Here is a 14229-nt window from a genome sequence, read left to right on the forward strand (position 1 = left end):
TTAAGGTTGAATTTTATAAACTTATAATAAATAGGTAAATCTATGGCTGGTGGCTCTCAGATCATCATAAATCAAGCTGGAATAACTATCATTACGCCTGCAAAGTTTGAGGCTAAAGCAGGACAACATCTTTTTCAGTCAGGTGCTCAAGTTCCAATGCTTAAAAATGTTCTACCTGAACCTATCTGCATTGAATGTCTTGTGAAAGCAGCGAGAGAAGGTTTAGGGATAGTTAGAAGATGAATTTACAAAATTATAATCTAGATCAATTAATTAATAATCAAATTATTAAAGATTCATTTTTCTTATTAGTTGATGGGGCACAAATTGATCGTACTGGGATACACAATATTTCCTACACATATGGGGATGGTATTTATTTATTCAAAGGAACATATGAAGAGGAAGCCCATGAATATGGACCGATATTGTTTGATTTATCAAAACTAAGACAGGATCAAATAAGTAATCACATAAAACTTATGAAAGCTAAAGACTCTATGATTTTGATCAGAAGTTTTTTGGATACAAAACAATTAAAAAATAAACTATTAGAAAAACTCTATCTTGAATTGGAGGATGGTGGAATTGGAATTCTTAGATATTACGACCCTCGTGTAATAAATCGTTTTTCTTTGATTTTTACAAATGAACAAAAAAAACAATTCATGGAGGGTTTGGAATCAATTTCTTATTTACTTAACCACCTTATATACGAGATAAAAAACGATGCTTAAGTTAAATAAAAATCAAATAGATAGCTTAGAAAAAGTAAAAAATAGAGAAGAGTTATGTGAAAAAATTTATCATTATCTCTTAGATAACAAACAATCTTTTTTTGAGTATCAAGTCAATTATGAAAAGTTAAGGCCAGCAATTTATGAAAGTTTTGATTTATTGATTTCATTGTTATTAACAGATAACGAAGTAATTTCACAACTTATTGTATGGAATACCATCATAAGAAAAGATCTGCTCCAGGATGTAGATGTACAGAAATTTATATATGCGTCAAATCTTAGAGGAAAAGATCTATTGTCGACCTTAGAATTTCATGAATTAAGGGAGAGTTAAAATGGCATGGGGTTTACTTTTAAGATTAGCTACAGCTGGTGGTAGAAGTGCATCAGTTGGAGGTAGAGTTGCAACAACTGGAGCAAAAGAAGTAGTTTTGACACAAGGTGGAAAAACTATTGGTATTGAAGCGACTAAAGGAATGGCTGCTGTTGTTTTAGCTAAAGAGGTCACTAAAGATAGAACCAAGCAAGAGCGATGCAATAAGTGTGAAGCCTATCAGTTAGGTAATAAACATCTGATTAAGCGTTCAATGGGCGCCGAAGTTAATACAGAGTATCAAATAAAAATATCAAATTTATCTAGTTATCCCTTAACATTTAACTCCTATACGCCATATATAGCAGATGGAAATACAAAGGCTACTACTCCAATCGAAGAGTGGAATTTGGTTGGTACATCATTTGATGGGCTATGGCCAATGGAATGTATTTTGGTCGAAGCAAAAGGACAATATTCACAATTTTTAGACCCTAAAAAACCTAGATTTCTAAAAATGGATGTTTTTAATGGGTTAGTTTTAGAAGCCAGAAGGCAAAAAACTGTAATTACTCCATATAAAACAACAAAACTTACTTGGTATTTTTATGAGAGAGAAGCAAAAACATTCTTTGATAGTAATGGAGGGCTTATTGTGACCTCTATATACATGCCATTATAAATAGGATCGAACATGAGCGAATTTTTTCTTAATACTCGTTTTTTTAAACGACTACCATCATCAAGCAGTGATATTCAATCACAGTTGAACACATTAAAAGAAATCGTAAAAAAAATTGTTGTAATCGATCCTATTTTTTCTACATGGTATATTAATAATCCAACTGGGAAAAACCCTCCTCTTGATTATCCATTTCCTTCAGAAAAAGCGGATAATTTTTTAATAACATTAAGAGAAAATGATCCATTTCAAAGTTTTTCCTTATGGAATGGCGAAGATAACTCAAATTTCGGAAGTATTAATTTTGATACTTTTGACTTCAGAATGAACTTTGAAAAAATAATGACATATGAGCAAGTAGTGGAAATTCTGAAAGTTCTACTTGAACATATCCAATTTAAATATATGTACCTAAGTAATAATTTTTTTTCAGAGATAAATGTATACCCTCATAGACTTGTAACCACTTCAATTTGTTATGTATCTAAAACTATTGATATAGACTCTATTCCTCATTTATATAAAAATATTGAAATAGATAATGATTTAAATAAAGGTAATATCCTTGTTTTTGATAAAAATTGGACAAGTGAATTAGATGAAATGAAGAGAAAAGTACAAGAAAACTCTTTAGCCTTAGTTGAACTTGGAGTGATTCCTGAAGCTGAATTACCTGAAGATTTTTTTGAGCAATAGCAATTCCTAAAATCAAAGTAATAGGTGTTATAGACAATTATTTTCATTTATTAGTTTAAATCACACTCTTATGACACAACGAAAAAACCCGATCATTTCTAATCGGGCTTTTTTGTCGTAGCCTTCCGTGATTTCTTTTTAAAGACTGTTACACGGTTTTATGTGGTCTATCATAACTTGCAAGTGGCCAAACTCCCACTTTGACTAAAATAGTTATTATTTTCATAACTTTCTTAAGATGTTTAACTACATTCACGATATTCACACTTCATATAAATCAATTATCTAGAGGTATTTTTAATAATACCTTTAAAACCCTGTATTTATCAAAATGACACAGGTTGTGTCGTTTTATCCAAAAAATGACATAGGTTGTGTCGCTAAAAATGTCATTATGTGTCGCAACGATCGTTAACTTATTGATTTACACTTAGCAAAATGACAACTTATGTGTCGCGTGAGGAGATCACGCTATCGTTAAATGACAGTTGATATGAGATTTTTGACACATATTTCAAGATTGTTACCTTAAGATGTTTCAAACTTGTTACATTAACCCTTAAAAAAAATAGAGCCTAGATGGCTCTATTTTTTTACATATATTTAAATAATCAAATAGCACTAGTAAAATGTTACATTACTATTTAACACTACAAAGATAGATATTAAAAAATTCAAACAAAGATACTATGGTAAAAACAACACCTAAAATAGAAGTAAATAAAAAGGTAGAATTAAATAACACTCTATACGAATATTTTTTTGTAAAACTACCAAGATTAGTATTACTTTGTGCAAATTCCACATCTTCATTACTAAATAAATAATATTTAGCATCATATTCTTTTTCTAAATTTTTTAATACTCTTTCAGCCTGTTTAATTAAAAAAGCTGTTCTTTGATCAAGTTTCCAAAATATGTATGAAACAAAAACTAGAAACAAACCTAAAAATACCCCTAATAAACTTTGATTTTTATTTTGAAGTATATAAGTCAAAGCAGATCCACTTGCTGCAATAATTACTAAATAGAAATTAAATAATTTAATACGCTGATCAGAATGGATTTCAAAATATTTCCAAGCATGATCAAGAAGGGTTTGATTTATTTCGAGCCTATTCATATTTTACCTTAAGAGTTTAAGTAAATTTTTTTTAAAGTATAAATCCAAAGTAAACGCACTATTTTTTGCAGCATACTCTTGAAAATTATCATTTTTTTCAGAATCAGCAAAATCACAAACACCTTTAATTGCAAAATAATAAACGTTCTCAAAATGATAATAGCAAGCACTGTACAGACCAAAAACTTCCATATCAATGCCTAATAAGTTTCGATTTTGGGTACTTACAATGGTCGTTAGAGTATCATTATCTGCTAAAACTGTAGAACTTGAAGCCATCGGACCGATGCGCAATTTAGGAGAATAAGAAATACCTTTAATTTCATTTTTTAAACTTTCAAAAGCATTTTCTTGAGAAAGATTTTGAAAGTCACGTTTAATAGGATCTTGAAGTGGAATATATTTCGGTGAATATTTAAATACAACCCCATCCGTAGAAAGTTCCCTTTTACCACTTTGATGATCCCATGATGTAGAAGCAACAATTACATCACCTAACTTTACTTCATTGGAATTGCCAGCACATATACCAGTCATACAAACAACTTGAGGTTTTAATACCTGAAAAAGTTGTGTTGTTAAAATTGCTGTTGGAACCATTCCCATTTCTGTAGCATGAATAGCTGCAATTTTAACTGTATTGTTCTCAATAGTAATATCACCACTATGAATTAAAAGCCCATTGTCTGAAATTACTATTTTTTTCCAATTCCAAGGCAACTCTAAAATAGCAGTTAATTCAGGCTCGAGAAGTGCATTAACAATTAATACAGCATGATGATAATTATTCTCTACACTTTGATTTTTATGAATTAAATAATTAATATAAGCCAATAATGTTTTTAACCATTCATCATTGGAATCCGAATATTCAATAATCTGCCAAGTAAAAGCTTGAAACTTTGATTGGGTATTTTCTAAAATTGATTTATCAGAGGTTATTCCTATAATTTTTTCTGGTTTTTGAGTACATTCATCACTATGTAAATAGTCAAAAAAATCTAAAGAGACTTGTTTATCTGCATCCCCATAATTGTAATAAGGAATTAAAATATCCAAAACAATTAAATCATAATAATTAGATTTAATTAAATTTTCTGCAGTATTTACACAATCAACGATTTTATAATCATCCTTAGCTAAACCTAAATTATCTAGTTGAGTAGCCAGCTCAGAATATCTACGAGGGTTATCATCAATAATAAGAATTTTCATAACTTAATTAGATCTTCGATAGAGTTTTTAAGTTTAATTTTCCAAGTATCATATGTTGAATTAAAATGTAAAACATCAATAATATATTCAGGATATTTAACAAGAAGATCAGCTTTTATCGTATTAATATCTACAGGTTTAGAGTTCTTTTTACTAAAAGCTTCATAACCAGTGATAATTAATGTTTTACAAATTATTTTATCAATCTTTAAATTTTTTAACACCTCAATTCCTCCAAAACCTTGAGGATTACCACCAAATTCTTTTTTTTCTAGGTTAATATCAAAAGTTGGAAGTGACATATCTAGAATCAGTAAGTCAGGAACTACTTCTTCAATACGATCTAAAGCAGAATTTACTGAACATGCAAACTCAATACTGTATTCATGTTGAAATTCAATAAAAATTGTCTCAATAAAAGATTTAAGATGTTCTTTTTTAGGAATTTCATCCTCTACAAGCAAAATTTTCATTATTCCTCCTCTAAATCAAATTGTTTAACTACAAATGAAAGTACTAAATCAACTTTGAACTTAGTATCTCCAATATAATCAAATGTGATTGAACTTTGCTTAGACTGAGAAGCTAAATTTGCTAATTTAATTAAGCCACTTTTACCTTCTAAACGTGTTCTAGATGAGAAGTTATTACTTTCTATAAGTTGTCTAATTTCATTAACAATTGATATATTTTTTGACTTAGATTTAGGACTACAAGTATTTTGCATTGATATATTTAATGTTTTCAAATATTCATCAAATGAAATAACACAATCGATTTCAGGATTTTCTAAATATGAATGACGAAGTACATTATTTAATAATGTAAATAGTACATCATTAATAAATGGAAGATTAGAAAAAGGAATACTAAGTTGATTAGTTGATTTAGAAGTATCTACATTATAATTTAGATTATTTAATGGTTTATCTAAACATTTTTTAGCAGTATCAAATGCTAATTGTATTATTTCGTCCGGCGAAAGATATTTTGTATGTGCTTCTAAATCACTTCTTGTAAACCAACCCCCTACTTCTACCAAAGCTCCTTGAACATCTCCACCACATTCAGTTATCTTTAAATCAAAATCGTAGAACTCAGATTCAATATGAGGTAACTCTCTTTTTACTTGTGCTTTTAACTTATCGAATTGCAACCCTATCTGTTTACTTATTGTGGCAGTAATATATTCTCTTGTGGTCATTAATGACGTATTAATCGAGGCCCATAATAAGTCAATAAATGTATCTAATGAATCACTTAAAGAAGAATCAAAATATACTTTTAAAATCTCAATTAAATTACTAGAAAAAGATGATTGAATTAAACCTGCTGGTTTTTCATCTGAACGTAATTGAAGTTTTTCATCTTTGAGATTTATCAGACATTCATCAAAAGATTTTGAAAAATCATTAAAAATTGGGCGCAGTTTTTCTCTACAACTATTATCTGAATTGCAAAGGTTATCTAACCAATATTCATTATCTCGATAACTACCATTCTCAGTAGTTTTAGTTGTTATTAATTGGCTTTTTTCAAGTGGAGCACGTAGTTTCCCAATAAATGATTGGTGTCTAATCCTTTTACTTAAAAAGAAATCTAACCCGAAACTCGAATTAAATAAGAATGCATTTTGAAGTTTTCTAACAATATTCATCAATAATGCATCAGCATCACTTGTAGGTTTGAACGAAGATTCAGACGGGCCACCATCAATCATATTCTGAAGAATTTCAGAATAGTCTGTATTTTGGATATTTCCTTCAATCTTTAATAAATCAAGATATCGTTCAAAGTCTTCACTAACTTCATCTATAGCCCATTTTTTAAAACCTTCTGTATCAACATGTATTCTTGAAGCAGCAACTAACCGTTGTCCTTCATCCAATAGCATTCGATATCTAATTTTCATAATTTCTTGTTGATAAATCTCACTGTACTTTTTATCTACTACTGTCAGATTTTCTAATATTTTAATACGTTCTTTATTAACCTCCTCAGTACTAGATAAAATCTTAATACGTGAAAGTTCTAAATTACTAGGGATACAAACATTACTTAAAAAATTAATTAATTCTTCATCCTTATCAGAAATATTTTTTATTTCTGATGGTAGATTTACTCTATAAAAATTACACACTTCTTTTATACATCTTCTAGTATAAGTCGATAAATCATCATTACTAAGTAATATGGAAGCAAAATGCAAAAGATTAACCTTTTTCAGAGGATTACCTATTTCAATATAATGCTCTTCAGTAAATTCATTTAATAATATTTTCAAATATGAGCTTCTATCCTTATATTCAGTAATAATATTTTTATCTAGAATAAGCCGAAGAATATCATCAATATTATTATTTAAGAAATAATTATTAATAAGTATCTCATCCTTAAGATTATTAATAATAATTGATTCAGTAGATATCGAATCCAAAATTTTTATGGATTTTGGATAATCAAGATTTTTAGCTTGCACTGTTGATTCAATTAAGTTTGATATATCAATAGCTTTTTGAGGATCAGTACTTAAAGTTTTATAATTCCATACCCTACTAGCAAGTGATTCATAATCATAATCACACCCTTCCTCAATACCTATAAGAGGACTATTGAGGGAAATTTTTTTAATTTCATAATTATTACTAGGTCTATCACTATAAAATTGATCTAAAAAGTTCCTTAAGTCCTTTACTGACTTAAGTAAATTGAAATTTATAGAAGTTTTAATTAAATCATTATGTGTTTTACTCTTGTTCTTTGTAGAACTTAAAAAAACAAATAGATTTTTACTCAATATATCAATTAGGCTATCTTCTTCCTTATTATCTTTTTTAATTAGGCTTAAATATAAATTCAACCAAATATCACTATAATACCTATTAGATATAATTTTATTTTTTTGCTCACTATAATATTCCTCTATATCATTAAAAATACTGTGAAAGATAGAGTTATCTCTTTCCTGAATATCATGAAACGACATAATTTTACTTTTTTTGCCATTTAGGAAAATTTTAATTTTCTCTAATCTATGATCTTTAATTCCATCAAAATGGATCAAGCTATTATCAATTAAATTATAAAATTCTGTTTTATTTTCATAAATACATTTTTGAAAAAAACTTATTGTAGTTTCATATATATCTATAATAGAGTTTGTTTGCTCTACCATAAAAATATCAGAAATTTCATCGATATTATTTGGCCAAATATTACCCAACCTATATAACAAATAATTTTGTGTCCATCTTGTCTTTTTATAATATAAATGATTATTAACTCTTTCTTTAATATCATCCAAATATTTTGAAAAAATAGTTTTATCTTCGTTTCTTACACTTGTAAAGTAAGTAATAAAGGATAATAAACCTTGTTTATGTTTAGTTCTTATTTGATTTGAATATGTTTTTTGTGCTTGAAGACCATTAAAAAAATGTTCAACAGCGATTCTGAATTGTATAGTTGTAAGTGATGCTCCATGCTCTAAATCAAATTTTTCTAATAATTTAACCGTAAGAGCATAATCGTTATTAAATATATAATTTTCTAATTCAGAATTTACCTCAATAAAAGCATTAATCTTATCTTTATTATTTTTTATCAAATAACTGATCCATTCAACTTCTTGATGTAAAGGCAATTTTTCCATTTTTTTATAAAGACCTGCCGCATCACAATATGTCGTAGTTGAATAATCATTGTAATCCTTGACTTGTGACGTTACTTGGGTATATGTCCAATTAATAAAGTAATTCCACTTATTTGGTGGTACTGCAAGTCTTGCATTAAATAAAGTTTCAGAGACATCACGTCTTAATTTTTCATTTAAGAGATCTACATTCTTACCTTTATAAGTTTTAGAAGAGTCCTTTCTAGTAGCAATATGCCCTCGAATTTTATTTTGAAATTTAATAAGTCTCTGATCTTGCATAATTTTCTTAAAATAAATAATGTTCTTTTTATAGTATATGTAATTTTATGTATAAGAGACAATTAATATATTTCTAAATCACTCAACTTTATGATTTTCAGTTTATTAGGGCTTTGTTGAACAAAGATTTAAAAAATAGAGTTTTCCTAATCTACTCAAATTTAAGTGACAACTTGGGTATGAGCTCAGCCTAGTTCCGTAAATTTATTTAATACTGCCACACGTGCATGAATCTCTTTCACTTTGCTTTAAAAGTTCCTAGCACTAAGTTTATCTCCCAATAATTTGATGCAATGCATCTTGGTTTCTACTAAGCTTCGGCGATGATACCCAGACCACTTTTTCCAAATGGTTATTCCTAGGTGCTTGAGCGTTTTCAATAATTCATTTCTCTCTAAAGATCTCAGCTTTTTGTCTTTCCAAGGCTTCGCATTTTTTCTTGATGGAATCACCGCATATGCCTATCGATCTGAAATGACTTTTCTGTAATGTTTCGTGTCATAAGCCCCATCTGTATAGACAGAATCAATCCGCTCATCAAGTGAAATTTGATCAAATAAATCCCCGAGTACTTGTAAATCACTGACATTATTTATCGTGAGCTGAACTGCCCTTATTTGCAGCGTTTCAGCATCTATACCAATGTGAAATTTACGCAATTGGTGACGATATTGAGGCTGATGTTTTTTTACATTTACATTCACCTAAAAACTTCAAGCCAGTAGAGTCGACGAGTAGGTGGAGACCATCACGACTTTTTTAATAGCTAATTGCAATATCAATATGCTTTTGTCTTCTACAAATAGTTGAATACGAATATCACTGAATTCGGGGCTGCTAATCCACAAAGTTTAATGAGGCTCTGAACAAAGCCAGTGATCATGCATAAAATAGAGATTTAATAATAAGACAGCATTGAACAGCGGCATCGGAATAGGTTTAATTTCTACCATGTTTGCCTTTTGATTGTGCATACCATTGAGTAGTCGGATCAAATCAGATCGAGAGGTTTCCTCGATTTATTAAAGCTCGGTTGTAAGAAAACCAATTGGTTGTACGATAGGTTTTAGGAGTAGGTTTATTCATTTTGAAATTATAGGACTGAATAAATCTTCTAGGCTAGGTTTGTGCAACAAAGCCTATTCTATTTAATAACGTTTAAAAAACAGGTCTAAATATAGAGATGAAAATCTCTTTGGAGTAGGAATTTAATTTTTTGAATCATTACTATTTTTTATTATCAATAAATCCTAAACAACATTTTTTTATGATTAGGTCTACCCCTGATAACTAACACATAAAGCTCTATAAAATGGTGCTTGGATATGATTTTTTTGTTGCAATCGCGTCTCCATAATGAATTTTCTTTTATTAGAATATTTTCCAAATGACGAAATAACAAATAAAATGTTTGTTCTTCAAAAATTAAGTTATTCAAATTATTAGTATTTTATTTTTTTATACCAATTACTTTTGATTTCACATTTTTTAAAAATAAAAAGAGGTCTCGAAAGACCTCTTTTCATTTGTTTAATTAAATTTGATTATATTTTAACAGTTCATCGATCGCATAAAGACTGCTATCTGTATTTTGCAGAACAATAAGCTCAGTTGGGTTATATTTCGTTTTAGCCCCATCAGTATCAACACTAATCACCGTATTTGCACCATCTTGTTTGATCGTTACAAATTCACCAATGTTAGACGATGTAACATTCTGATCTTTTAATAAAGCAGAAATATCAACTCGATCACCTTCAGCTTGATTAAAGTCAGTCCAAATATCTGGACTTTCGGTATGTTGAGCTTGATTGAGCACATCATAAAGGACTGTATCAGCACCTTCACCAAGAGTAAAAGTATCGATTGAAGCAGATGCTTGTACGGTATCTGCCTCATCACTTCCAGTTAACGTCATCGAAACATTAATTTCAAGTGTTGCAGATTGTGATGTTCCCGCTTTAGAAACTGTTGTATAGGTGAATGTTTCCAGACCTCCACTTAAACCTGATGGTTGATACTCATAGGTGCCATCTTTGAACACAGTAAGGACACCGTGCTTACCTTGAACTGTGAACTCTTGACCACCTTTAGCTGGATCATTTACATAAAGCTCTTTAGATCCAATTTTCAGAATATCAATTTGGTCGATAGCTGTATCATTTTCAAATAAATCACCCTCAATCAATGGTGTATCAGTTGGAGTAATATTATTGATCATTATTCCAGTAATTGATGCACTAGATACATTCACTGAATTAAATGTACCACTCGTTGTGTTAATTGAAATAACATAATCACCTGCATCGAGCACTTTGCCATCATCTAAAATAATTTCTGAAGCATAAGTCGTTGATGTCGAAGGATTAAATGTTGTTCCAGCTGGCCATGTAATACTAACATTTCCGGTATAAACTTGTTCAAGCACTTGTTGTTCAACGCCGTTGACAAGCTGAGTAGTCACCTTATTAATCACAACACTCATTGAAGGATTATCATTAGTTAAAGTACGAGTGATATTCCCTTGGAGATCTAAGCTACTAATATAAGATCCTTCTTCAACTTTAAATTCTAATGTACGACTTGCAGATCCAATAATTCCAGACTCTACAGATTCATTGAGCGTTGAATAGTTTGCAGCTTGAACGTCTACAACTTCTGCATCGTTAGCTACTGTATTGGTATCAATCTTAATATTGAGAACTTCAATGTAAGTTGTGCCATCTGCTCGTTCCACTACAACCTCAAAACGATCAATCTCACCATATGGTGGAGTCCAACCTACTGTACTTTGTGGAACTGTAACATTGTATGTATAAGTACCGTCAGTATTAATATTGAGTGAGCCATATTGACCCTGTACAACTAAAACTTCTCCTTCCACTACATCAGTGTTATTCACCAATATTAATTTATCTGTCGTAATCGGGGTTGCATCACCTTGAACTGATCCAGTTATCGTTTCTGGGTTTGCATAATCATAAATATTGACATCTGTAACTTGAGCCGATGCTCCTCCAATTACGTTTACACCACTAGTTTGTTTGATAATACCAACGTAAGTACCCTCACCAAAACTCAATGTTACCGGAGTTGAAACACCACCGCCGATGATCACTTGAACAAAATTCGGAATTTCATGTACTTGAACCAACTGTTCAGTATTCTCATCTAAACGATAGATAACCAAACTAAATGTTGAAAGTAGCGTTACCCCGCCCGCGGAACCAGTAAAGGTCATTTCTTGGAAAGTACCGTCTTCAACAGTAAAGTCCATGACACCTTCCGTACCAATTACACTTGCAGACAACACATCACCAGCAATACCTAGATCAAGTAAATTCAATGCGACTGCATTTGAAATACCTAATGCTTCGCCTGTGGTTTCAGTTAAATCAGGAGTAACATCAAGTAATACTGTATTATCAATGATGGCATTTTCATCTGTGGCAACACGCACTAATTCAATATTTAATTCAGCTGTGCGTTTTTCACCATTTGGTGCCGTTACCTCATATACAAAACGATCAACTTCACCGTAATCTCTAAATGATGGATCTACTGTATATGTATATTGTCCATTTTCAGAGATAGTTAAAGTGCCATACTCCCCTTTAATTGTTGCAATACCATCTGTAAATTGATTAATGGTATCTTCACCATGAGTAACTCCACTGATTTTACTACCCTCTGGGACGACATCTGTACCATTTTGATAATCCTGATCCGTAATCACATTACCGTTTATTGTTCCTGTCACAGCTTCTGGATTATTAAAATCACGTACAGCATCTGATTCAAATCTTAATGTATACCCCGTAACAGCTGACAACCCTTGGCCGTTACCTAATACAATGAGCCACTCTCCTTCATCTAAAGAACGACTTATCGTTTCTGACACACCACCTAATACAACGAGATACCAATTATCAATTTTTTCTTTTAATTCATATTCACCAGTTGACTCATTTAACTTATACATAAATAAGTTCATCGTCCCTGCTGTAAGACCACCAGCATCAGCATAGAAACTAATATCTCTTTCGGTGCCTTCTTCGACTGAAAGGGAAACTGAAGAGCTAAATACGCTTTCAAGCACACTTGCATTTAACACTGGACCTAAGCCAACAGAACCCACTGTAAATCCTGTTGAGTTAAGCTCTGTTGGTGTTTCATTAACATCTACAGTCGGTGTGATATCCAATACCAATTGCACATCATTATTCGCTGTTGCAAATGGCTCAGGTACCTCAATATCTACGAGATCATCTATTCTTTCTTGCAATAGAGCTTTTGCAGCTTCAATCGCGTCTGAAGTTTGATCAATATTGTCTAATGCTTGTTGTGCAAGAGTTTTTGCTGCCTGAGCAGCTTCTAGGGACTCTTGCAATTTATCAGCCTCTGCCTGTGTTACAGTACCGTCTTGCAAGGCGTCAGCTAAATCCTCTTCAGCCGTTGTATAAGCTTCTTCAGCACTTTCTATTAAAGCTTCGACCCCCGCTAGTAAAGTATCAATATCATCAGAAATATCATTTTCATTTTGATCATTTACTGTTGGTAAAGTGATATCAACCAGATCATTTAAACGACCTTGTAGCGCATCTTTTTCTGCTTGTACTGCCTCAGGTAACGCTGTCACTTTTGTTTGTGCTTCTGTTTTCGCAGCAAGTGCATCATCACGTGCTTGAGTCAGTGCAGTAAGTTCTGTTGGGGTGATGAGGCCATTGGCATTTGCATCGATCAGCGCTTGTTCTGCCGCAGCGTATGCTGCTTCAGCCGCCTCTACTGCTGCTTCAGCATCTGCCAATACTTGTTCGTACTCATCTGCTATGCCATCTTCGTTTTCATCATTTACAGCTGGTAAGGTGATATCGACTAGATCATCTAAGCGTGCATCCAATGCGTCTTTGTCTGCTCCTTCTGGAAGTGCATCAACTTTCGCTTGTGCATCTTCTTTAGCAGTAAGCGCATCATCACGTGCTTGAGTCAGCTCAGCAAGTTCTGTTGGCGTGATTAAACCATCTGCTTCGGCATCTGCTAGTGCTTGCTCTGCCTCAGCATATGCTGCTTCAGCCGCCTCTACTGCCTCTGTCGCTTCTTCAAGTGCTGCAACTGCATCATCCACACCATCTTCGTTTTCATCATTTACTGCTGGTAAGGTGATGTCGACTAGATCATCTAAGCGTGCATCCAGTGCGTCTTTGTCTGTTCCTTCTGGAAGTGCATCAACTTTCGCTTGTGCATCTTCTTTAGCAGTAAGAGCATCATCACGTGCTTGAGTCAGCTCAGCAAGTTCTGTTGGCGTGATTAAACCATCTGCTTCGGCATCTGCTAGTGCTTGCTCTGACTCAGCATATGCTGCTTCAGCCGCCTCTACTGCTTCTGTCGCTTCTTCAAGTGCTGCAACGGCATCATCCACACCATCTTCGTTTTCATCATTTACTGTTGGTAAAGTGATATCAACCAGATCATTTAAACGACCTTGTAGCGCATCTTTTTCTGCTTGTACTGCCTCAGGTAACGCTG

10 protein-coding genes and 1 pseudogene are annotated in these 14229 nt (G+C 31.9%); 5 read left to right on the plus strand and 6 right to left on the minus strand.

Going from position 1 to position 14229, the window contains the following annotated elements; translation table 11 throughout:
* The first annotated feature begins 42 nt into the window (after positions 1–42).
* From AC1M9P_RS08465 to AC1M9P_RS08485, 5 genes are read left to right on the plus strand one after another with little or no spacing between them, the layout of a single operon-like run.
* The gene (locus AC1M9P_RS08465) at positions 43–243 is read left to right on the plus strand and encodes a hypothetical protein (RefSeq protein ID WP_481587327.1); all 201 of its coding nucleotides are present in this window, start codon (positions 43–45) and stop codon (positions 241–243) included.
* Positions 240–737, plus strand: coding sequence for a DUF4123 domain-containing protein (locus tag AC1M9P_RS08470; protein ID WP_481587316.1), 498 nt, complete (start codon positions 240–242; stop codon positions 735–737). Before AC1M9P_RS08465 ends, AC1M9P_RS08470 begins: the two co-directional genes overlap by 4 nt.
* Complete coding sequence (locus AC1M9P_RS08475; RefSeq protein ID WP_481587317.1) at positions 730–1074, plus strand: hypothetical protein; 345 nt, start codon at positions 730–732, stop codon at positions 1072–1074. The genes AC1M9P_RS08470 and AC1M9P_RS08475 overlap by 8 nt, the downstream gene beginning before the upstream one ends.
* A 1-nt stretch (position 1075) precedes the next feature.
* Positions 1076–1735: a Tox-REase-5 domain-containing protein gene (locus AC1M9P_RS08480; RefSeq protein WP_481587318.1), complete on the plus strand. Its 660-nt coding sequence runs from the start codon at positions 1076–1078 to the stop codon at positions 1733–1735.
* A 12-nt stretch (positions 1736–1747) separates the two neighbouring features.
* Positions 1748–2431, plus strand: coding sequence for a hypothetical protein (locus AC1M9P_RS08485; protein ID WP_481587319.1), 684 nt, complete (start codon positions 1748–1750; stop codon positions 2429–2431).
* 640 nt (positions 2432–3071) lie between these two features.
* Here AC1M9P_RS08485 and AC1M9P_RS08490 read toward each other — a convergent pair.
* The 6 genes and pseudogenes from AC1M9P_RS08490 to AC1M9P_RS08515 form a co-directional block, all read right to left on the minus strand.
* Positions 3072–3554: a RipA family octameric membrane protein gene (locus AC1M9P_RS08490; RefSeq protein WP_481587320.1), complete on the minus strand. Its 483-nt coding sequence runs from the start codon at positions 3552–3554 to the stop codon at positions 3072–3074.
* Positions 3555–3557: 3 nt separating this feature from the next.
* Positions 3558–4769 carry a 5'-methylthioadenosine/S-adenosylhomocysteine nucleosidase family protein gene (locus AC1M9P_RS08495; protein WP_481587321.1) on the minus strand — a complete coding sequence of 404 codons (1212 nt, stop codon included), beginning with the start codon at positions 4767–4769 and terminating at the stop codon, positions 3558–3560.
* Positions 4766–5242, minus strand: coding sequence for a PleD family two-component system response regulator (locus AC1M9P_RS08500; RefSeq protein WP_481587322.1), 477 nt, complete (start codon positions 5240–5242; stop codon positions 4766–4768). Before AC1M9P_RS08500 ends, AC1M9P_RS08495 begins: the two co-directional genes overlap by 4 nt.
* Positions 5242–8703, minus strand: coding sequence for a hypothetical protein (locus tag AC1M9P_RS08505; protein ID WP_481587323.1), 3462 nt, complete (start codon positions 8701–8703; stop codon positions 5242–5244). Before AC1M9P_RS08505 ends, AC1M9P_RS08500 begins: the two co-directional genes overlap by 1 nt.
* 185 nt (positions 8704–8888) lie before the next feature.
* Positions 8889–9789, minus strand: a pseudogene (locus AC1M9P_RS08510) (IS5 family transposase).
* 448 nt (positions 9790–10237) lie between these two features.
* Positions 10238–14229, minus strand: a 3992-nt coding sequence (locus AC1M9P_RS08515; protein ID WP_481587324.1) for a BapA/Bap/LapF family large adhesin, incomplete at its 5' end; no start/stop codon positions are given.

Source organism: Acinetobacter sp. 25-47-122 (assembly GCF_056779695.1).